The sequence below is a fragment of the Streptomyces sp. NPDC085524 genome (genome assembly GCF_044541755.1).
Taxonomy (GTDB): domain Bacteria; phylum Actinomycetota; class Actinomycetes; order Streptomycetales; family Streptomycetaceae; genus Streptomyces.
This window is the reverse complement of sequence record NZ_JBITTH010000017.1, coordinates 156,452-176,717: the sequence shown is the minus strand read 5'-3', so window position 1 is coordinate 176,717 and position 20,266 is coordinate 156,452. Positions and strand designations below refer to the sequence as shown.

Below are 20,266 nucleotides of genomic sequence, written 5' to 3'. Positions count from 1 at the left end.
CACCCGAAGATCTTTGCATAAACGTGCGGCGATACGTATAGTCATGCCATCGATGAGGAGGGTCCGATGGTGGTACGTGTAGCGGTGGCCGGAGCGAGTGGGTACGCGGGCGGTGAGGTCCTGCGCCTGCTCCTGAACCACCCCGAGGTCGAGATCGGCGCCCTGACCGGCCACTCCAACGCGGGTGAGCTCTTCGGCAACCTGCAGCCGCACCTCGGCCCGCTCGCCGGCCGGACCCTGGAGGCGACCACCCCCGAGGTGCTCGCCGGCCACGATGTCGTCTTCCTCGCGCTCCCGCACGGCCAGTCCGCCGCCGTCGCCGCCCAGCTCGGCGAGGACGTCCTCGTCATCGACATGGGCGCCGACCACCGGCTCAAGGACTCCGCCGACTGGGACAGGTTCTACGGCGGCACGCACGCCGGGACCTGGCCCTACGGCCTGCCCGAGCTGCCGGGCGCCCGCGCCGCGCTCACGGGCGCCAAGCGCGTCGCCGTCCCCGGCTGCTTCCCGACCGCCGTCTCCCTCGCGCTGTTCCCGGCCTACCAGGCGCGCCTCGCCGAGCCCGAGGCCGTGATCGTCGCAGCCACCGGTACCTCCGGCGCGGGCAAGGCCCTCAAGACGAACCTGCTCGGCTCCGAGGTGATGGGCACGGTCACCCCCTACGGAGTCGGCGGCGCCCACCGCCACACCCCCGAGATGGTGCAGAACCTGACCCCGCTCGCCGGGGAACGGGTCTCCGTCTCCTTCACGCCCAACCTCGTCCCCATGGCCCGCGGGATCCTCGCGACCTGCTCCGCCAAGGCCCTCCCCGGCACCACCGCGGAATCGCTCCGCGCCGCCTACGAGAAGGCCTACGCGGACGAGCCCTTCGTCCAGCTGCTCCCCGAGGGCCGGTGGCCCACCACCAAGTCCGTCCAGGGTTCGAACGCCGTCCACGTGCAGGTCGCGTACGACGAGTCCGCCGGCCGCATCATCGCGATCAGCGCCATCGACAACCTGACCAAGGGGACCGCCGGCGGCGCGGTACAGAGCATGAACATCGCCCTCGGGCTCCACGAGGGCCTGGGTCTTTCCACGATCGGAGTGGCACCTTGAGCGTCACGGCAGCACAGGGATTCACGGCGGCGGGCATCGCCGCCGGGATCAAGGCGAACGGCAATCCCGACCTGGCCCTCGTGGTCAACAACGGACCGCGGCTGGCCGCGGCGGGCGTCTTCACCTCGAACCGGGTCAAGGCCGCGCCCGTGCACTGGTCCGAGCAGGTCCTGCGCGGCGGCACCGTCTCCGCGGTCGTCCTGAACTCCGGCGGCGCCAACGCCTGCACCGGCCCCAAGGGCTTCCAGGACACCCACGCCACCGCCGAGAAGGTCGCCGAGACGCTGGGCGGTGACGTCAACGCGGGCGAGGTCGCCGTCGCCTCCACCGGGCTGATCGGCGTCCTGCTCCCCATGGACAAGCTGCTGCCCGGCGTCGAGACCGCCGCGGCCGCCCTGTCCGAGGACGGCGGCGAGGCCGCTGCGATCGCCATCAAGACCACCGACACCGTGCACAAGACGGCCACCGTCACCCAGGGCGGCTGGACCGTCGGCGGCATGGCCAAGGGCGCGGGCATGCTCGCCCCGGGCCTCGCCACGATGCTCGTCGTCCTCACCACCGACGCCGACCTGGACAGCGCCACCCTCGACCGGGCCCTGCGCGCCGCCACCCGCACCACCTTCGACCGGGTCGACTCCGACGGCTGCATGTCCACCAACGACACCGTGCTCCTCCTCGCCTCCGGGGCGTCCGGCCAGGTGCCGGCGTACGAGGAGTTCGCCGAGGCCGTACGGGCGGTCTGCGACGACCTGGCCCGCCAGCTGATCGGCGACGCCGAGGGCGCCAGCAAGGACATCCGCATCGAGGTCATCGGCGCGGCCACCGAGGACGACGCGGTCGAGGTCGGCCGCTCCATCGCCCGCAACAACCTGCTCAAGTGCGCCATCCACGGCGAGGACCCGAACTGGGGCCGGGTGCTCTCCGCCATCGGCACCACCAAGGCCGCGTTCGACCCGGACCGGCTGAACGTGGCCATCAACGACGTCTGGGTCTGCAAGAACGGCTCGGTCGGCGAGGACCGCGACCTGGTCAGCATGAAGGACCGCGAGGTCCGCATCACCGCCGACCTGTCCACCGGCTCCGAGTCCGCGGTCATCTGGGCCAACGACCTGACCGCCGACTACGTCCACGAGAACTCGGCGTACTCCTCATGAGCACTGCACGCAAGCACACGGCACTGCCGAAGGCGGAGATCCTGATCGAGGCCCTCCCGTGGCTCACCCGCCACAACGGCAAGATCGTCGTCATCAAGTTCGGCGGCAACGCCATGATCGACGAGGAGCTCAAGGCGGCCTTCGCGCAGGACGTGGTCTTCCTGCGGCAGGCCGGCCTCAAGCCCGTCGTGGTGCACGGCGGCGGCCCCCAGATCAACGCCCAGCTCGACAAGGAAGGCCTGGTCAGCGAGTTCAAGGCCGGCCTGCGCGTCACCACGCCCGATGCCATGGACGTCGTACGGATGGTCCTGGCGGGCCGGGTCCAGCGCGAGCTGGTCGGGCTGCTCAACCAGCACGGACCGCTCGCCGTCGGCCTGACCGGCGAGGACGCGCACACCATCACCGCGGTCAAGCACAGCCCCGAGATCGACGGCGAGCTCGTCGACATCGGGCGGGTCGGCGAGATCACCGCCATAGACACGGGCGCGATCGAGGCGCTGCTGGCGGACGGCCGGATCCCGGTCATCTCCTCCATCGCGCGCAGCGCCGACGACCACCACGTCTACAACGTGAACGCCGACACGGCCGCCGCGGCGCTCGCCGCCGCACTCGGCGCCGAGACGCTGATGGTCCTCACCGACGTCGAGGGCCTCTACGCGGACTGGCCCAACAGCGACGAGGTCATCAGCCGGCTCACCGTCAGCGAGCTGGAGAAGCTGCTGCCCGAGCTGTCCAGCGGCATGGTGCCCAAGATGGAGGGCTGCCTGCACGCGGTGCGCGGCGGCGTCGGCACCGCGCGCGTGATCGACGGGCGGGTCCAGCACTCGATCCTGCTGGAGATCTTCACGGACGAGGGAATCGGCACGATGGTCGTGCCGGACAAGCAGCAAGGGGGAGCACAGTGACCGGCAACGAGGACTACCGGACCCGCTGGCAGGGTGCGCTGACCAACAACTACGGCACCCCCGCGCTGGCCCTCGTACGCGGTGAGGGCGCCCAGGTCTGGGACGCGGACGGCAAGCAGTACACCGACTTCGTCGGCGGCATCGCGGTCAACGCCCTCGGCCACGCCCACCCGGCGATCGTCGCGGCCGTCACCACGCAGATCCAGAGCCTCGGGCACGTCTCCAACCTCTTCGCCTCCGAGCCGGTCATCGCGCTGGGCGAGCGGCTGCTCCAGCTGTTCGGCCGTTCCGGCAAGGTGTTCTTCTGCAACTCCGGTGCAGAGGCGGTCGAAGCGGCCTTCAAGATCGGCCGACTGACCGGGCGGACCCACATGGTCGCCACCGACGGCGGCTTCCACGGCCGGACCATGGGCGCCCTCGCGCTCACCGGCCAGCCGAAGAAGCAGGAGCCCTTCCTGCCGCTGCCGGGCGACGTCACGCACGTCCCGTACGGCGACGTCGAGGCCCTGCGGGCCGCCGTCACCGAAGAGACCGCGATCGTGGTCATCGAGCCGATCCAGGGCGAGAACGGCGTCGTGGTGCCCCCCGCCGGGTACCTGACGGCCGCCCGGGAGATCACCCGGGCCACGGGCACCCTGCTCGTGCTCGACGAGGTGCAGACCGGCATCGGCCGCTGCGGCCAGTGGTTCGAGCACCAGGCCCACGAGGGTGTGGAGCCCGACCTCGTCACCCTTGCCAAGGGCCTCGGAGGCGGCCTCCCGATCGGCGCCGTCGCAGCCTTCGGCGCCGCCGCCGACCTGCTCCAGCCCGGCCAGCACGGCACCACCTTCGGCGGCAACCCGGTCGCGTGCGCGGCCGGCCTCGCCGTGATCGACACCATCGCGGCCGACGGGCTGCTGGACCGGGTCAAGGAGCGGGGCGAGCGGCTGCGCTCCGGAATCGAAGCCTCCGGGCACCCGCTCGTCTCCCACGTCCGCGGCTCCGGGCTTCTGCTGGGTATCGTGCTGACCGAGCCGCTCGCACCCCGGGTGCAGCAGGCGGCTCAGGACGCCGGCTTCCTGGTCAACGCGCCCGCCCCCGACGTCGTACGGCTCATGCCGCCGTTCGTACTGACCGAGGCCGAGGTGGACGCGTTCCTCGGGGCACTGCCCGGCGTCCTCGACGCAGCCCATGGGGACGGATCCGGAGAATGAGACGACGATGAGTCAGCCGCAGGACAACGAGCACGGCGGCCAGGCCGTCCCACAGACCCGCACCGCCCGCCACCGCCGGATCGTGGACATCCTCAACCGGCAGCCGGTCCGCTCACAGAGCCAGCTGGCCAAGCTGCTCGCCGACGACGGGCTGAGCGTCACCCAGGCGACGCTCTCCCGCGACCTCGACGAGCTCGGCGCGGTGAAGATCCGCAACACCGGCGGCGAGCTGATCTACGCGGTGCCCAGCGAGGGCGGCTTCCGCACCCCGCAGGCGCCCCTGGGGGAGTCGGCGAAGGAGGAGCGCATGCGGCGCCTCTCCGGGGAACTGCTGATCTCGGCGGAGGCCTCCGCCAACCTCGTGGTCCTGCGCACCCCGCCGGGCGCGGCCCAGTTCCTCGCCTCGGCGATCGACCAGGCCGAACTCCGGGCGATCCTGGGCACGATCGCGGGCGACGACACCCTGATGCTGATCAGCCGCGACCCGGAGGGCGGGCAGGCGCTCGCCGACCACCTCCTGCGGCTGGCCCAGAAGGAGAGCTGACCCCGGGCCGCCCCGGGCGGGACCCGGTGCCTCAGTACCGGGTCACCGCCAGCGCCCCCGACTCGGTGCCGATCGCGATGTGCGGTCGGCGCCGCGGGTCCGCCCAGCGCAGGATCTCCCGCATCGCCCGCTCCGGCACGGACACGCAACCGGCCGTCGCCCCCTTGCCGTTGACGTGCAGGAAGATCCCCGCGCCCCGGCCGCGCACCGGCTCGTCGTAGTTGAAGGCGATGAGCAGCGCGTGCGCGTACTGCTTCTCGTACGCCACGAGGTGCTCCGCCTCGCCCGGCGCGCAGTCCGCCGGCAGCGGCTCCACCCAGCGGTTGTAGGCCGCGGACGCGTTGTCCTGGCACCACCACGAACGGTCCGTCACCCGCCGGTACCGGTAGGCCGTGCCGGCCGGCGCGCGGCGGATCCCGAAGGCGTACGGGAGCTCGTAGAGGCCCGTCGGCGTGGTGCTGGTGCCCTGCGTGCGGGTCGCGCCCTCGGCCAGGCCGTTCGCCCCGAAGCGGGCGGGCGCGCTCCCGGCCTCGTACCAGTGCCCCGCCCGCCGGTCCCACCAGGTCAGCCGCCCGGTCGTGGAGCCGGCGGCGGGCGCGACGGCGATGATCAGCTGGCTGCCGCCGCCGGTCCCGGCGAGCGTGGCGGGTAGCGGGGCGTGGCCCTGAAGTCCCGGGGGGAGCAGGGCCGTGACGATCAGTGAGCCCGTGACGAGGGCGGTACGCAGCACATCTCAGACGGTACGGGGAGGAAGGGGCACGGGCAGCGCAGGCAGGCCGTCGAGGCTCGTCACGACCTTCTTCTCGCAGTACTCGGCGAACTCCTCGTCGGTCTTGCGCCCGAAGTACTCGGCGTGGAGGGTGCGCTCGCCCTGGTACTCCATGAAGGGCACGGCGTACCCGCACACATCGGCGATCCGCTTGGCGCGCACCAGGATGACCGCCCGGGCAGCGGGCCCGTCGGCGTCGCCGAACAGGGCGACCAGCTCCTCCCAGCGCGGGTCGTCGCGGAAGACGGCCTCCCCCTCGCCGTGGATGCGCACGATGTTCGGCGGCCCGGAGAACGCGCACCACATCAGGGTGATCCGGCCGTTCTCGCGGACGTGGGCGATGGTCTCGGCGCCGCTGCCGCCGAAGTCGAGGTACGCGAGGGTCTGCTCGTCGATGACGACGAGGGTCCCGGCGCGGCCCTTGGGAGACAGGTTGACGTGACCGTCACCGGAGAGCGGGGCGGTCGCCGTGAAGAAGACCGGCTGGTCTTCGATGAACTTGCGGAGCCGGCCGTCTATGCGGTCGTGGAGTTTTCCCATGACGCCGATTATCCGGCACGCCCGTCCGCCGCCACCTCGGCCCTTCGACGGAGGAAACGGCTCAACTCGGGCCTGATCAGGGCCTTTCCGGTGTCCGGGCCGTCCCTTCCGGTCGCAGGGTCTCCGCCCAGTCCCAGGCGCGCAGGGTGCTCTTGGCGAGCTCGCGCAGAGGGGCGTCCCGTACGTCCAGCAGGCTGACCGCGGCCCGCAGGGCGGGGAGGCCGCCTTGTTCCCGGAGCAGCCGGAAGGCGGCGCGGCGGGTGTGCGTCGGCCGGTCGGGGGCCATGCGTTCGGCCAGCCACTCCGGGGGCAGCCGGTGGGCGAGCGGGTGCAGGCCCCGGGCGACCTCGCGGGCCACCGCCGGGCACGGGTCGTCGAGCAGCGGCCTCAGCAGGAGCTCGAAGTGCGAGGTGTCCAGCCGGCGCAGCCCGGCCACGGCCGCGGCCCGCACCGCGCCGACGGGGTGCCGCAGCAGGGCCCGGACCAGCGGCCCGTCCTCGCGGCCCGCGCACTCGGCGAAGCCGGCCACCGCGTACGCGGTCACCCGGTCCGGGTCCGCGAGCAGCTCGCGGTAGCGGGCGTACGGGTCGCCGCCGTCCTGGCGGACCAGCCAGCGGGCGCACGCCCGGACCAGCTCGGAGCGGTCGGTGAGGTGCTCCCCGGCCTCGGCGGCCCGGCCGGCCCCGCGCAGGGCGGTCACCCCGGCCGAGCGGGCCGTCGGGACGCGGGCGCGTAGCAGGGCGTCGATCGTCCCGTCGTCCGGACCTGTCGCGGCCATGGCCGCGAGCAAGGCGTCCGCCCACATCCGGGCGGTCAGGGGGTCGCTCTCGCCGGCCGCCAGCAGGGCCTGCTCCCGCAGGCCGAACCGGCCGCTCTCCAGCGTCAGCCGTACGGCGAACCGCCGGGTCGGCAGGTCGCCGCTCCGGCGCAGGCGGCCCAGGATCTCGTCGCGCTGCGGGGCGGTCAGGGAGTTCCGGCTCCACGTCGTCGAGGGCTGCCCGGGGCGCCACCACGCGGCGAGGACGGAGTACCGGCCGCTCAGGGCGGCCTCCAGCTGCTCCAGCGCCCAGGCGCCGTGCTCGCGCGAACCCAGCCGCAGGACGAGCGGGGTGAGTTCGGCCAGCATGCGGGCGGGATCCTTGGCCACGAGCCTGCCGAGCACCCGCCGGGCGCGCTCCCGCACCGGCGGGGCCCAGTCGGCGCAGCGGATCAGGACGAGCTGCGCGGGCGGGTTGCGCCACGCGGCCAGCGCGGACGCGCGGACCCGCCCGTCGGGGTCGCACAGCCGGGCTTCGATCCGGTCGCGGCGCAGTGCTGCGTACGCGCGGGAGTGGAGGCGGCGGACCTCCTCGTCGAAGGCCGTCCAGGCCGCCGGCCCGTTCGAGGCGAACCGGTCGGCGACGAGCAGCGGGTACTCCCGCGTCAGCAGCGTCGCCGCCACGGAGCGGCCTTCCTCGGTGTCCAGTCGTACGCCCACCACGTGCCCTCCCCCGATGTGCGGTGCATGCCGATCGTAGGCGGCCGGTCGCGCACCTGCCCCTGATATTCGGGCTGGTCAGAGCTGCACGGCGAAGCTCGATTGACGAAACATGCGGAGTACTGCATAGTTATGCCTATCGACAGTACCCGATCGTCTCCCCGTTACCTCCGCGGCGGGGAGACGGTTGCACGTCCGAAGCCTTACCGGCAGTCAAAGCCATGCAGTTTTGAGGAGCAGTAGCTGTGAGCAGCAACAACGGTGACGTCCGGCTCTGGGGCGGCCGCTTCGCCGATGGCCCCGCCGAGGCCCTCGCGAAGCTGTCCGCGTCGGTCCACTTCGACTGGCGCCTCGCCCCCTACGACATCGCCGGATCCCGCGCCCACGCCCGCGTGCTCCACAAGGCGGGGCTGCTCACCGCCGACGAACTCGACCGCATGATCGCCGGGTTGGACCGGCTGGAGGCCGACGTCGCCGACGGCTCCTTCACCGGCACCGTCGCCGACGAGGACGTGCACACCGCGCTGGAGCGCGGCCTGCTGGAGCGGCTCGGCGCCGACCTCGGCGGCAAGCTCCGGGCCGGCCGGTCCCGCAACGACCAGGTGGCCACCCTCTTCCGGATGTACCTGCGCGACCACGCCCGGATCATCGGCGGCCTGATCGCCGACCTCCAGGACGCGCTGGTCGGCCTCGCCGAGACCCACGCGGACGTGGCGATGCCCGGCCGCACCCACCTCCAGCACGCGCAGCCGGTGCTCTTCGCCCACCACGTGCTCGCCCACGTGCAGTCCCTGTCCCGGGACGCGGAGCGGCTGCGCCAGTGGGACACCCGGACCGCGGTCTCCCCGTACGGCTCGGGCGCCCTCGCCGGCTCCTCCCTCGGCCTGGACCCCGAGGCGGTCGCCGCGGACCTGGGCTTCGAGCGGGGCTCGGTCGGCAACTCCATCGACGGCACGGCCTCGCGCGACTTCGTCGCCGAGTTCGCCTTCGTCACCGCGATGATCGGGATCAACCTCTCCCGGATCGCGGAGGAGATCATCATCTGGAACACGAAGGAGTTCTCCTTCGTGACGCTGCACGACGCCTTCTCCACCGGGTCGTCGATCATGCCGCAGAAGAAGAACCCGGACATCGCGGAGCTGGCGCGCGGCAAGTCGGGCCGGCTCATCGGCAACCTGACGGGTCTCCTCGCGACCCTCAAGGCACTGCCCCTGGCCTACAACCGCGACCTCCAGGAGGACAAGGAGCCGGTCTTCGACTCCTGTGACACCCTCGAGGTCCTGCTCCCGGCCTTCACCGGCATGATGGCCACCCTGACGGTCAACCGGGAGCGGATGGAGGAGCTGGCTCCGGCGGGCTTCTCGCTCGCCACCGACATCGCGGAGTGGCTGGTCAAGCAGGGCGTCCCGTTCCGGGTCGCGCACGAGGTGGCCGGCGAGTGCGTCAAGGAGTGCGAGGGGCTCGGCATCGAGCTCGACGAGCTCACCGACGAGCAGTTCGCGAAGATCTCGGAGCACCTGACCCCCGAGGTCCGCACCGTCCTCAACGTCCCCGGCGCCCTCGCCTCCCGCAACGGCCGCGGCGGCACCGCCCCGTCGGCCGTCGCCCTCCAGCTCACCGAGCTGAAGGCGGACCTGGTCATCCAGCACGCCTGGGCGCAGCACAAGCAGTAGCAGCGCGCGTGCCCGGAGGGGCGGCGGAGCCTTGCGGCTCCGCCGCCCCTCCGGCGTTTGCGTGCGGCTGCCCGGTCAGCAGCCGTCCGCCCACTCCGCCAGGGCGTCGAAGTCGGGGCGGGTCAGCCCGATCCCCTCGTCGATCCGCATGAGCAGGGCCTGCGCCGGGTGGCGCTGCTCGACGTACTCGTGGTCCATGGCCGTGATGTCGTCGTCGACCCAGGCGAACGGGCGGGTACCCGCGTACTCCAGGACGTACTGCGTCTTCCAGAACGTGCCGCGCGGCGCCCGGCCGTGCATCACCGGCCAGTCGATGAAGGGGAGCCTCGGCAGGCCCAGGTGCGGTGCTATCCAGTCGTTCGCCTCGTCCTTCCACGTCGTGGCCCAGACGAGCTCGTACGAGTCCGCGAGCACGAGCAGCTCCGCGCCGTGCCCGTGGTTGAGCCAGACCCGCAGGGGCTTCGCGCTCTCGGCCTCCCTCCAGCCCGTGGGGCGCATCCGGTGGGTGCTGTAGCCCTCGGGGCGGCGCTGCGCCTTGGCGGCGTACGGGTTCAGCGGCCCGTCGACATCGATCAGCAGAAGCGGCTTCATCGCTGCATCCTTCCGTCGTGGCGGCCCTGGGGCAGCCCGTTTTTCCCTTGGAATGAGACATGGGAGTCTCATTTGGGGTACGCTTGTCTCATGGCCATGGATCGTGACCAGGTGCTCCGCGATGCGGCGGCCCTGCTCTCCCGGAAATCGACCGCCACGATGGACGAGGTTGCCCGCGCCGCCGGAATCGGGCGCGCGACCCTCCACCGGCACTTCGCCGGGCGCGACGCCCTCGTACGCGCCCTCGAAGAGCTCGGCATCAGGGAGTTCGAGGTGGCGTTCGACCATGCCCGCCTCGACGAGGGCAGTGCGATCGACGCGCTCCGCAGGCTCGTCGCCGAATCGGAGCCCAACGCAGAGCTGCTGGCCTTCCTCGTCACCGAGAACCAGCTGTTCGAGGGTGACCAGGTCAACGAGGGCTGGGAGCGGCTCGACGCCCGGGTCGGCGCGCTCTTCCGGCGCGGCCAGGAAGAGGGCGACATCCGCATCGACCTGAGCCCCGCCTGGCTCACCGAGGCCCTCTACGGGCTCATCGGCACCTGCGCCTGGGCCGTCATGGACGGCCGGGTCGCGGCCAAGGACTTTCAGTACATGATCATCGAGCTGCTGCTCGGTGGCGTCAAACGGAGCGTGGAGTGATGAGCAGTACCAAGCAGTCGAGCCTGATCGAGGAGATGGGGGTGCAGAGCGGGGGCCGGGGGCGCTGGCTGGCGCTCTCGGTGCTCGTGCTGGCCGTGCTGCTGGTCGCGGTGGACGCCACCGTGCTCGGCCTCGCCACCCCGTCGCTCTCCGAGGACCTGAAGCCGTCCGGCACCCAGCTGCTGTGGATCGGCGACATCTACTCCTTCGTCATCGCCGGACTCCTGGTCTCGATGGGCAGCCTCGGCGACCGGATCGGCCGCAAGAAGCTGCTCCTCGTCGGCGCCACCGCCTTCGGCGCCCTCTCGGTCCTGAACGCCTGCGCGACCAGCCCCGAGATGATGATCGTCGCCCGGGCCCTGCTCGGCGTGGCCGGCGCGACCCTGATGCCCTCCACCCTCGCGCTGATCCGCAACATCTTCCACGATCCGAAGGAACGCAGCCTCGCCATCGGCATCTGGGGCGCGACCGCCTCCGCCGGCGCCGCCGTCGGACCGGTCGTCGGCGGAGCCCTGCTCCAGCACTTCTACTGGGGCTCGGTCTTCCTCATCAACCTCCCCGTGATGATCGTCCTGGTCATCGTCGGCATCAAGCTGCTGCCCGAATCCAAGAACCCGGTCGCCGGTCCCTGGGACCTCGTCAGCGTCGGGCTCTCCCTCGTCGGCGTCATCGGTGTCGTCTACGCCGTCAAGGAAGCCGCCACGCACGGCCTGACCTGGGAGGTCGCGGCCACCGCGGTGCTCGGCGCGGCTGCCCTGTACGCCTTCGTACGGCGCCAGTTCACCCTGCCGTCCCCGCTGCTCGACATGCGGCTCTTCCGGCACCGCGGCTTCTCCGGCGCGGTCCTCGCCGACCTGCTCACCGTCTTCGGCCTCTCCGGGCTCGTCTTCTTCCTCTCGCAGTTCCTCCAGCTCGTCCAGGGCCGGGACCCGCTGGAAGCCGGCCTCGCCGAACTGCCCGCCGCCATCGGCGCGGTGGTCACCGGTCTCGTCGCGGGCCGCTACGCCCGCAGGTACTCGGTGCGCGTCGTCGTGACGGGCGGCCTCGCCGCCATCGGCCTGGCCCTCGGCGCGCTGACCGTGCTCCACAAGGAGTCCGGCTACCCGCTGCTCGGCGCGGCCCTGCTCGTCGTCGGCCTCGGCGCCGGCTTCTCCTTCACCGTCACCGCCGACGTGATCCTCTCCAGCGTTCCCAAGGAGCAGGCCGGCTCGGCCTCCGCCGTCTCCGAGACGGCGTACGAACTCGGCGCCGCCCTCGGCATCGCCCTGCTCGGCTCCATCGTCACCGGCGTCTACCAGGGCTTCACCGCCCCCGAGGCCGTCGCGGGCCCGGCGGCAGAGGCGGCCCACGAGTCCCTCGGCGGAGCCGTCGAGGTGGCCAAGGGCCTGGACCCGGCCACCGCCGGACCGATGGTGGAGGCCGCCCAGGTGGCCTTCGTGGACGGCCTGCGGTACGCCTCGGGCGTCGGCGCCGCCGTCCTGCTGGCCACCGCCATCGCCGCCTGGTTCCTGCTGAAGGGCCAGGAGCTCCAGGAGGGCGTCGAGCACTGACGTCCGGCCAAGGGGTGGTGTCCCGTCGGGAGTTGACAGCTCGTCGAACCCCGGGACACCATCCCCGCGATGGAGATCAACGATCTGACCCCGGCCGAACGCCGCGTATGGGACGCCTTCCCGCGCGGCGAGCGCGTCGACTTCCGTGACGACCCGGAAGAGACCGGGGCCACGGGCGGGTCCTGGGGCGCCGAGCGGACCGTGCGCGCAGAGGTGCTCACCGCCCTCGCGCTGAGCCGGCCCGCCGCCGACGGCCAGGTCGCGGGACTCAACGTCCGGGGCGCCAGGATCACCGGCAAGCTCGACCTCAACTATGCGGTCGTCGAGCACCCGATCCGGCTGCGCGCCTGCTGGTTCGAGCGCAAGCCCAACGTCTACGGGGCCCAGCTGCGCTCCCTCACCCTGAACGACTCGACGCTGCCCGGGCTGTCCGCCGCCACCGTCCGCGTCGACGTCGCACTGAGGCTGTCCTGCTGCCGGATCACGGGACCCGTCCGGCTCGCGGGTGCCCGGATAGCAGGCGGCCTCTTCATCCGGAAGGCCGTCATCGGGAACCCCGACACCGGCGAGGACGCCCAGGAACCCGCGCTCCAGGTCAACCACGCCGACATCGGCACCGACATCATCGCCACGGAACTCACCGTCCACGGCCAGACCCGGATGAACGGCACCACGGTCGCCGGGCAGGTCAACCTCAACGACTCCCGCCTGCTGGCCCCCGGCGGTATCGCGCTGCACGCCGAGAACCTGGCCGTCGGCACCGACCTGCGGGGCCACCGGCTCGAGGTCCGCGGCCTGTTCAACCTCACGGGCTCGCGCATACCGGGCCAGCTCTACCTCGGCCACGCCGCCTTCATCAACCCCGGCGGGGTCGCCCTGCGCGCCTCCAGCTGCGCCGTCGGCGAGGTGTGGCTGAGCTCCTGCGACAGGATCCAGGGCGTGGTGAGCCTGCGCCGCTCCCAGTTCGACCTGCTGCACATGCCGACCGAGACCTGGCCGGAGCAGATACGCATCGACGGCCTGACCTACCGCACCCTCGCCCCGCACCTCCCGGCCGAGGAGCGGCTCCCCGCCCTGGAGCGGGAGGAGTCCGGCTACCTCCCGTACGCCTACGAGCAGCTCGCCGCGGCCTACCGCACGGCCGGCGACGAGGCGGCCGCCCGGACCGTGCAGCTCGCGAAACTGCGCAGGCACCGCCGCACCCTGCCCCGGCACGCCCGGTTCTGGGGGCTGCTCCAGGACGCCACCGTCGGGTACGGCTTCAGGCCGCTGCGCGCGGCGGGCTGGCTGCTGGCGCTGCTGCTGATCGGGTCGGTCGCGTACGGGATCCACCCGCCGCGGGAGCTCAAGGCGGGGGAGGCGCCGGAATTCAATCCGGTCTTCTACACGATCGACCTCATGCTGCCGATCATCGGCTTCGGCCAGGAGCAGGCCTTCGCGCCCGCGGGCTGGTACCAGTGGCTGTCGTACCTGCTGATCGTCACCGGCTGGGTCCTCGCCACGACCACGCTGGCGGGCGTCAGCCGGTCACTCCAGCGGCAGTGAGGCAGTGACCCGACGGGGTCAGGCCGCCTTCGCCTTGGTGGCGTACATGTCCACGTACTCCTGGCCCGAGAGCCGCATGACCTCGGCCATCACCGAGTCGGTGACGGCGCGCAGCACGTACCGGTCGCGGTCCATGCCCTCGTAGCGGGAGAACTCCTGCGGCTCGCCGAAGCGGATGGTGACCTTGCCCGGGCGCGGCATGCCGGCGCCGCCGGGCTGGAGCTTGTCGGTGCCGATCACCGCGAACGGGACCACGGGGGCGCCGGTCATCAGCGTCAGGCGGGCGATGCCGGTGCGGCCGCGGTAGAGCCGGCCGTCGGGGGAGCGGGTGCCCTCGGGGTAGATGCCGAAGATCCGGCCCTCCTCGAGGATGCGGCGGCCGGTCATCAGGGCCGCGACCCCGCCGTTGGCCCCGTCGCGGTCGACGGGGATCATTCCGGCGCCCGTGAAGAACCAGGCCATGAGCCGGCCCTTGAGCCCCTTGCCCGTGACGTACTCGTCCTTGCCGATGAAGTGGACCGTGCGGTCGCACACCAGCGGAAGGATCATCGAGTCGATGAAGGTGAGGTGATTGCCCGCCAAAATCACCGGTCCGGAGCCCGGGATGTTCTCGATGCCCTCCACGCGGGTGCGGAACATCAGGCGCATGACCGGTCCGACAGTGGCTTTGATGAGGCGCGTACGGAACAACGTGGGCCCTCCGGCATCGAAAAGCGGATCGCGCAATCCCACCCTACGGCGGTAGCGCAGGTGAGGACGATACTCGCGGGTCGGCGCTGATCGCACATCGGGTTCACACATCGGATACGCAGTGTTGACGCACGTTTCCGCCATGTTCCCCGCGCGTCGGCCCTCACGCCATCCCCGCTTGCCTACCATCGGCACGCAATTCCGGGCCTTTTCGCGAGCGGGGAGTGGCACTAATGACGCAGGGTGGGGCAGCGCGGCGCACGGTCCTGGGGGCGGCCGTACTGGCGGCCGGGACGGGGGTCGCCGGACTCGCGGCGGGACCGGCCTCGGCCGCCGAGAGCGGACGGGGCCACCAGGACCTGCCCAGTCCGACGGTGATCGGGCACCGCGGAGCCAGCGGCTACCGGCCGGAACACACGCTCGGCTCGTACCAGCTCGCCCTGGACCTCGGCGCCGACGTCATCGAGCAGGACCTGGTCCCCACCCGCGACGGCCATCTGGTCTGCCGTCACGAGAACGAGATCGGCGGGACCACCGACGTCGCCGACCACCCCGAGTTCACCTCCCGGCGCACCACCAAGTCCGTCGACGGGGTCTCCGTGACGGGCTGGTTCACCGAGGACTTCACCCTCGCCGAGCTGCAGACACTGCGCGCGAAGGAGCGCATCCCCGCCCTGCGCCAGCGCAACACGCTCTACGACGGCCGCTGGGCCGTGCCCACCTTCGAGGAGGTGCTGCGCTGGGCCGACCGCGAGGGCAAGCGGCGCGGCCGGCGGGTCTGGCTGCACGTCGAGACCAAGCACCCCAGCTACTTCCGGAGCCTCGGCCTCGGCCTGGAGGAACCCCTCGCCAGGCTGCTGCGCCGCTACGGTCGCGACGGGCGCACCGCACCCGTGTTCCTCCAGTCCTTCGAGCCCTCCAGCATCCAGCGGCTCTCCCGGCTGGTCTCCGCGCCCCGCGTGGTGCTGCTGTCCGCGGCGGGCACCCGCCCCTGGGACTTCGAACAGGCCAAGGACCCCCGTACGGTCGCGGACCTGGTCAAGCCCGAAGGCCTGAAGTGGATCGCCGGCTTCGCCCAGGGCATCGGCCCCACCATGGACCTGATCCTCCCGCGCGGCGCGGACGGCAGGCTCGGCGCCCCGACCACCCTGGTCGCGGACGCCCACGCCCAGGGACTCCTGCTGCACCCCTACACCGCGCGCAACGAGAACAGCTTCCTGCCCGCCGAATACCGCAAGGGCACCGACCCGACCGCGTACGGCGACGCCTTCGGTGCCCTCAAGACGTACTTCGAACAGGGCATCGACGGAATCTTCACTGATAATCCGGACACCGGGCTGCTCGCGGCGGAGGCCTTCCGGCCGGGCCGACGCCCCGTCAACCGCTGAGCGGAGCTTCCCGTACGAGTGGGCCGGCCCCGGGGGGGAAACCACCGGGGCCGGCCCACTCGTCCCGCCCGGCATGGACCTGCTGAACGAACTGGGCCCGCTGCTCTCCGCCGAAGCGGCCGCGGAGGCGCCGGGCACCGGAGTGGACGCGGCCGACCTGGAACAGGCCGTCTGGGTCAGGCTGCTGGAGCAGGGGGGACGCACCCCCCAGCCCGCCGAGCCGGCCCGCTGGCTCCGCCGGGCCGTGCGCGCGGAGGCCCGCCGCGCCCGGCGCCGGGCCCGCCGCGAGATCCCGTACGACTACCGCCATCACTTCGCGGACGACCACCGGCGCCACTCCGCGGACGACCACCGTCGCCCCCCGGTGGACGACCACCCCCAGGACCCGCCCGCCGCCTCCGGACCGGAAGACGCCCTGCTGCACGGGGAGGAGAACCGGGTCCTGCGGTCGGCCGTCGCCCGATTGCCCGGACGCTGTCCCGAGCTGATGAAGGCACTTCTTTCGCCCAGAGACCTCACTTACCGTGAAATCGCAGGAGAGTTGGGTATCTCACAAGGAAGTTTAGGGCCCGTCCGTTCCCGTTGCCTGGGATGTCTGCGCAGAATGCTGGCTGCAGAGGTTGCGGCTCCTGGCCTGTGGGGAAAGGAGCGGTAGACCATCGGGCTACCAGGTGAGCGGGAGGCATGCGCACATGGGCATGAGCGTGACCATTTCGGCGGCGGCTGCCGAGGATGCCGAGCAGATCTTCAAACTGCAGTACCTGGCCTTCCAGAGCGAGGCCGAGCTGTACGGCAACTACCTCATCCAGCCGCTCACCCAGTCCCTGGATTCCCTGAAGGGGGAGCTGGCGACGGACACCGTCCTGGTGGCCCGTCTCGGCGACGAGGTGGTCGGCACGGTCCGCGGCACCGTCGACGAGGACGGCACAGGCAAGATCGCCAAGCTCTGCGTCCACCCGCGCCTGCAGGGCCACGGACTCGGTGGCCGCCTGCTGCGCGCCGTGGAAGAGGCCCTCTCCGGCCGCGGCGCCACCACCCGCTTCCGCCTGCACACCGGTCACAAGAGCGAGTCCAACCTGCGGCTCTACCGCAAGGCGGGCTACACCCAGGTCGGCGGGCGCACCGCCTCGGACGGCGTGCGGCTGGTGATCCTGGAGAAGGAAGCCAAGGACCCGACCGCGTTCACGGTCAGCGCGTAGGCCCTCGCGGCGCGATCGGCCCGGTACTGCCGGACCGCGCGGCGCTCGTGGTGGTCCGGGGTCCCCGGCAGGGCGCGGCCCGGCCGAGGACCTGCCCCGTTCAGCGCCTCCTGCGGAGCCACAGCATCCCGGTGATCGGAAGGACCACCGGGATGAACAGGTAGCCCATGCCGAAGGACGACCACACGGTCGGCTCCGGGAACGCCTCCGGGCGGACCAGGGTCCACGTGCCCACGATCAGTACGCCGGCCAGCTCGGCGGCGCAGCACAGCAGCGCCGCCCGGCGGGCCGTTTCCCCGCCGCGCACCAGCGAGTACGTGACGAACGCGTACACCACCGCGGCCACAGCGGACAGCGAGATCGCGAGCGGCGCCCGGTCGAACTGGGTCGAGATCTGGTAGGCGGAACGCGAGAGCGCACCCACCACCATCACCCCGTACAGCCACACGAGCAGCGTTCCGGGGCCGGAGACCAGCCGCTTGCGCGCCGCCGGTCCGGCGGTCGTCGTCGCATCAGGCACCGGGGGTCCCCCAGATGTCGTAGAGCCGTACTTCGAGGACGGCGAGGACGAAGGCGCCCGCCGCCACCGTCACCGAACCCCACTTGGTCCGCTCGGTGAGCGACAGCATCCCGGCGGCCGGTACCGCGGCGAACGCGCCGATCAGGTAGGCCACGAAGATCACGTCGCCCTCGTCGGGCTTCTCGCCCCGGGCCAGCTGCACCAGGCCTATGACCAGCTGGGCCAGGACCAGCAGGGTCACCACGGCCATGCCGATGAAGTGCCAGTCCTTGGTCGGCGTGTCCCGCCAAGCGGCGTGACCGCACCAGGCGGCGAGGGCGAGTGCGGCCACGCCGATGGCGACCGTTAGGGCGTCGAGCATGCAGCGAGGGTATTACGGGCCGAAAGACCCGATGCGCGCGCCCCTCTTCCCGTTGCTCTGCCGGAACGAACGGAACCGGACCGTTCTCCCCGTCTTCCAGGACGCCCCGGCCGGCCTCGCGGCGGGCCGGGCGGCCGGCATGCGGGCCGTGGCCTTGGCCACAGCGCACACCGCCGCCGAACTCGGCGCGGACGTGGTCGTACGGGACCCGTCCGCCGTGTCCGTGCAGGTGGGCGACGGGATTCCGGCCATCGGGACGAACGGCTGGGACCGCCCGGTGGTGTCCGGAATGCGGCCGAAATCCGTCCGCTATTCGGACGCCTTTGATCGGTGAAGCGACATGTCTGCTTTACTGGGGCCCATGACCACGACGAGCAGCCGCACCCTTGCGACCGAGGCGACGATGACGCCCGGTGCTCGTTGTATGTGTCGAATGTGCGCCTTCTGAGGGCCCCCTCCGCAAGCCTCGCGCCCCGAAGCGAGAACGGCCGAGCCTGTCCACGCATCCCGGACCGCTCCTGCCCCGCGCACGCGTCGAGACCGCCGATTCATCCCGGTTTCAGCCCGTATCGCGTCCCCAGATGTTTGCCCCGTACACGGCACCCGCACGCGCCGTGCACTCGACAGCGACGGAATTCCTGTGATCACCACATCGGGCCTCACGAAGGTCTACCCATCCCGTGACCGCGAGGTCACCGCCCTGGACGGCGTCGATCTGCACGTCCGCGAGGGCGAGGTCTACGGAGTCATCGGCCAGAGCGGCGCCGGCAAGTCCTCCCTCATCCGCTGCGTGAACCTGCTCGAGCGCCCCACCACCGGCACCGTGACCGTCGACGGCGTCGACCTCACCGCGCTCGCCGGCCGCGGACGCCGCGCCGGCAAGGAGCTGCGCCGGGCGCGCAGCCGCATCGGCATGGTCTTCCAGCACTTCAACCTGCTGTCCTCGCGCACCGTCCAGGCCAACGTCGAGCTGCCCCTGGAGATCCTCGGCGTCTCCGGCCGCGACCGCGCCCGCAAGGCCCTCGAACTCCTCGACCTGGTCGGCCTCGCAGACAAGGCCAAGGCCTACCCCACCCAGCTCTCCGGCGGCCAGAAGCAGCGCGTCGGCATCGCCCGCGCCCTGGCCGGCGACCCCAAGGTGCTGCTCTCCGACGAGGCCACCAGCGCCCTGGACCCGGAGACCACCCGCTCCATCCTCCAGCTGCTGCGCGACCTCAACCGGCAGCTCGGCCTCACCGTCCTGCTCATCACGCACGAGATGGACGTGGTCAAGTCCGTCTGCGACTCGGCCGCCCTCATGAAGCGGGGCCGGATCGTCGAATCCGGCACCGTCTCCGAGCTCCTCGCCACCCCCGGCTCCGAACTCGCCGCCGAACTCTTCCCCGTCACCGGTTCCGCGACCGGGCCCGACCGCACCGTCGTCGACGTCACCTTCCACGGCGACGCCGCGACCCAGCCGGTCATCTCCCAGCTCTCGCGGACCTACAACGTCGACATCTCGATCCTCGGCGCCGCGATGGACACCGTCGCGGGCCGGCAGATCGGCCGGATGCGCATCGAGCTCCCCGGCCGCTACGAGGAGAACGTCGTCCCGGTGGGCTTCCTGCGCGAGCAGGGCCTCCAGGTCGAGCTCGTCGACGGACCCGCAACCGCCGGCGACCTGACCGACGAACTCGCCGCACTGGTCGAGGAAGGTGCCAAGTGACCTGGTCCGAGATGCAGCCCCTGCTCACGCAGGGCACCTACGACACCCTCTACATGGTGCTGTGGTCCACCCTGGTGACCGTCCTCGGCGGGCTGCCCATCGGCATCCTGCTCGTCCTCACGGACAAGGGCGGCCTCCTGCAGAACCGGCCGCTCAACAAGGTCCTCGGCGTGATCGTGAACATGGGCCGCTCGCTCCCGTTCATCATCCTGCTGATCTTCCTGATCCCGGTCACCACCGCGGTCGTCGGCACGTTCATCGGCCCCACCGCCATGATCGTCCCGCTCGCCATCGGCGCGATCCCCTTCTTCGCCCGGCTCGTCGAGACCGCCGTCCGCGAGGTGGACCACGGCCTGATCGAAGCCGTCGAGTCCATGGGCGGCGGCATCCCCACCCTGGTCGGCAAGGTGCTCCTGCCCCAGGCCCTGCCCTCCCTGGTCGCCGGAGTCACCACCACCGTCATCACGCTGGTCGGCTACTCGGCCATGGCCGGCGCCGTCGGCGGCGAAGGACTCGGCTCCAAGGCCATCACCTACGGCTTCCAGCGCTTCGAGACCGGCTTCATGGTCGCCACCGTCGTCGTCCTGATCGCCATCGTCACGGTGATCCAGCTGATCGGCGACGGAGCGGTCCGCCTCCTGGCCCGCCGCGGCCGGACGGCCTGAACAACAGACTTCCCCCCTCAAAGAGCCCGCACTTGTCGTGCTTGGGCCACATCCCCGAACAGA

The 20,266-nt window shown here is 71.7% G+C and carries 22 protein-coding genes; 15 read left to right on the top strand and 7 right to left on the bottom strand.

Translation table 11 applies throughout. The annotated features are described in order from the left end of the window. Window positions 1-66 precede the first annotated feature (66 nt). The 5 genes from argC to ACIGFK_RS25845 are packed head-to-tail and all read left to right on the top strand — an operon-like array spanning window position 67 to window position 4,891. Window positions 67-1,095, top strand: coding sequence for an N-acetyl-gamma-glutamyl-phosphate reductase (argC, locus tag ACIGFK_RS25865; protein ID WP_376659218.1), 1,029 nt, complete (start codon window positions 67-69; stop codon window positions 1,093-1,095). Further along, window positions 1,092-2,249, top strand: a complete 1,158-nt coding sequence (gene argJ / locus ACIGFK_RS25860; RefSeq protein ID WP_376659219.1) for a bifunctional glutamate N-acetyltransferase/amino-acid acetyltransferase ArgJ — start codon at window positions 1,092-1,094, stop codon at window positions 2,247-2,249. Before argC ends, argJ begins: the two co-directional genes overlap by 4 nt. After that, window positions 2,246-3,154 (top strand): acetylglutamate kinase, encoded by a 909-nt coding sequence (argB, locus tag ACIGFK_RS25855; protein WP_376659220.1) that lies wholly within the window; start codon window positions 2,246-2,248, stop codon window positions 3,152-3,154. Before argJ ends, argB begins: the two co-directional genes overlap by 4 nt. Continuing rightward, window positions 3,151-4,347: an acetylornithine transaminase gene (locus ACIGFK_RS25850; RefSeq protein WP_386473336.1), complete on the top strand. Its 1,197-nt coding sequence runs from the start codon at window positions 3,151-3,153 to the stop codon at window positions 4,345-4,347. The genes argB and ACIGFK_RS25850 overlap by 4 nt, the downstream gene beginning before the upstream one ends. A 7-nt stretch (window positions 4,348-4,354) precedes the next feature. Continuing rightward, the gene (locus ACIGFK_RS25845; protein WP_376659222.1) at window positions 4,355-4,891 is read left to right on the top strand and encodes an arginine repressor; all 537 of its coding nucleotides are present in this window, start codon (window positions 4,355-4,357) and stop codon (window positions 4,889-4,891) included. Window positions 4,892-4,922: 31 nt separating this feature from the next. Here the strand turns inward: ACIGFK_RS25845 and ACIGFK_RS25840 are convergent, their stop codons facing one another. The 3 genes from ACIGFK_RS25840 to ACIGFK_RS25830 form a co-directional block, all read right to left on the bottom strand. Continuing rightward, complete coding sequence (locus ACIGFK_RS25840) at window positions 4,923-5,618, bottom strand: L,D-transpeptidase (RefSeq protein ID WP_376659226.1); 696 nt, start codon at window positions 5,616-5,618, stop codon at window positions 4,923-4,925. 6 nt (window positions 5,619-5,624) lie between these two features. Continuing rightward, window positions 5,625-6,200, bottom strand: coding sequence for a pyridoxamine 5'-phosphate oxidase family protein (locus tag ACIGFK_RS25835; RefSeq protein WP_376659223.1), 576 nt, complete (start codon window positions 6,198-6,200; stop codon window positions 5,625-5,627). Between the two features lie 76 nt (window positions 6,201-6,276). After that, on the bottom strand, window positions 6,277-7,680 hold the full coding sequence (locus tag ACIGFK_RS25830) for a hypothetical protein (protein WP_400053732.1): 1,404 nt from the start codon (window positions 7,678-7,680) through the stop codon (window positions 6,277-6,279). Between the two features lie 242 nt (window positions 7,681-7,922). Between ACIGFK_RS25830 and argH the strand changes: the two genes are divergently transcribed. Beyond that, window positions 7,923-9,350, top strand: a complete 1,428-nt coding sequence (gene argH / locus ACIGFK_RS25825) for an argininosuccinate lyase (protein ID WP_376659225.1) — start codon at window positions 7,923-7,925, stop codon at window positions 9,348-9,350. A 75-nt stretch (window positions 9,351-9,425) separates the two neighbouring features. On the opposite strand, the gene ACIGFK_RS25820 is transcribed toward argH, so the two are convergent. Then, window positions 9,426-9,941 (bottom strand): HAD domain-containing protein, encoded by a 516-nt coding sequence (locus tag ACIGFK_RS25820; RefSeq protein ID WP_400053730.1) that lies wholly within the window; start codon window positions 9,939-9,941, stop codon window positions 9,426-9,428. 90 nt (window positions 9,942-10,031) lie between these two features. On the opposite strand from ACIGFK_RS25820, the gene ACIGFK_RS25815 reads away from it, so the two are divergent. The 3 genes from ACIGFK_RS25815 to ACIGFK_RS25805 all read left to right on the top strand — a co-directional run bounded on the left by ACIGFK_RS25815 (window position 10,032) and on the right by ACIGFK_RS25805 (window position 13,675). Further along, a complete protein-coding gene (locus tag ACIGFK_RS25815; RefSeq protein WP_376662094.1) occupies window positions 10,032-10,580 on the top strand; it encodes a TetR/AcrR family transcriptional regulator in 549 nt (182 codons plus the stop codon). Then, window positions 10,580-12,130, top strand: coding sequence for an MFS transporter (locus ACIGFK_RS25810; protein ID WP_400053728.1), 1,551 nt, complete (start codon window positions 10,580-10,582; stop codon window positions 12,128-12,130). The genes ACIGFK_RS25815 and ACIGFK_RS25810 overlap by 1 nt, the downstream gene beginning before the upstream one ends. Window positions 12,131-12,199: 69 nt before the next feature. After that, entirely contained in the window at window positions 12,200-13,675 is a 1,476-nt protein-coding gene (locus ACIGFK_RS25805; protein ID WP_376662096.1) for a membrane-associated oxidoreductase, read from the top strand. A gap of 18 nt (window positions 13,676-13,693) precedes the next feature. Here the strand turns inward: ACIGFK_RS25805 and ACIGFK_RS25800 are convergent, their stop codons facing one another. Next, entirely contained in the window at window positions 13,694-14,323 is a 630-nt protein-coding gene (locus ACIGFK_RS25800; protein ID WP_376662097.1) for a lysophospholipid acyltransferase family protein, read from the bottom strand. A 275-nt stretch (window positions 14,324-14,598) separates the two neighbouring features. Here ACIGFK_RS25800 and ACIGFK_RS25795 point away from each other — a divergent pair, with 275 nt between their 5' ends. The 3 genes from ACIGFK_RS25795 (at window position 14,599) to ACIGFK_RS25785 (ending at window position 16,952) form a co-directional block, all read left to right on the top strand. Beyond that, window positions 14,599-15,753 carry a glycerophosphodiester phosphodiesterase gene (locus ACIGFK_RS25795; RefSeq protein WP_400053725.1) on the top strand — a complete coding sequence of 385 codons (1,155 nt, stop codon included), beginning with the start codon at window positions 14,599-14,601 and terminating at the stop codon, window positions 15,751-15,753. 73 nt (window positions 15,754-15,826) lie between these two features. Further along, complete coding sequence (locus tag ACIGFK_RS25790) at window positions 15,827-16,408, top strand: RNA polymerase sigma factor (RefSeq protein ID WP_376661808.1); 582 nt, start codon at window positions 15,827-15,829, stop codon at window positions 16,406-16,408. A gap of 37 nt (window positions 16,409-16,445) precedes the next feature. Continuing rightward, on the top strand, window positions 16,446-16,952 hold the full coding sequence (locus ACIGFK_RS25785; protein WP_376661807.1) for a GNAT family N-acetyltransferase: 507 nt from the start codon (window positions 16,446-16,448) through the stop codon (window positions 16,950-16,952). Between the two features lie 100 nt (window positions 16,953-17,052). Here ACIGFK_RS25785 and ACIGFK_RS25780 read toward each other — a convergent pair whose 3' ends face one another. After that, window positions 17,053-17,472 carry a hypothetical protein gene (locus ACIGFK_RS25780; protein WP_400053723.1) on the bottom strand — a complete coding sequence of 140 codons (420 nt, stop codon included), beginning with the start codon at window positions 17,470-17,472 and terminating at the stop codon, window positions 17,053-17,055. Next, complete coding sequence (locus ACIGFK_RS25775) at window positions 17,465-17,833, bottom strand: hypothetical protein (protein WP_376661805.1); 369 nt, start codon at window positions 17,831-17,833, stop codon at window positions 17,465-17,467. Before ACIGFK_RS25775 ends, ACIGFK_RS25780 begins: the two co-directional genes overlap by 8 nt. On the opposite strand from ACIGFK_RS25775, the gene ACIGFK_RS25770 reads away from it, so the two are divergent. The 3 genes from ACIGFK_RS25770 to ACIGFK_RS25760 all read left to right on the top strand — a co-directional run bounded on the left by ACIGFK_RS25770 (window position 17,832) and on the right by ACIGFK_RS25760 (window position 20,203). Continuing rightward, on the top strand, window positions 17,832-18,167 hold the full coding sequence (locus ACIGFK_RS25770) for a hypothetical protein (RefSeq protein ID WP_386469037.1): 336 nt from the start codon (window positions 17,832-17,834) through the stop codon (window positions 18,165-18,167). The genes ACIGFK_RS25775 and ACIGFK_RS25770 overlap by 2 nt on opposite strands. Before the next feature lie 306 nt (window positions 18,168-18,473). Further along, complete coding sequence (locus tag ACIGFK_RS25765) at window positions 18,474-19,538, top strand: methionine ABC transporter ATP-binding protein (protein ID WP_376661803.1); 1,065 nt, start codon at window positions 18,474-18,476, stop codon at window positions 19,536-19,538. Then, the gene (locus ACIGFK_RS25760; RefSeq protein WP_376661802.1) at window positions 19,535-20,203 is read left to right on the top strand and encodes a methionine ABC transporter permease; all 669 of its coding nucleotides are present in this window, start codon (window positions 19,535-19,537) and stop codon (window positions 20,201-20,203) included. Before ACIGFK_RS25765 ends, ACIGFK_RS25760 begins: the two co-directional genes overlap by 4 nt. The last annotated feature ends 63 nt before the right edge of the window (window positions 20,204-20,266 follow it).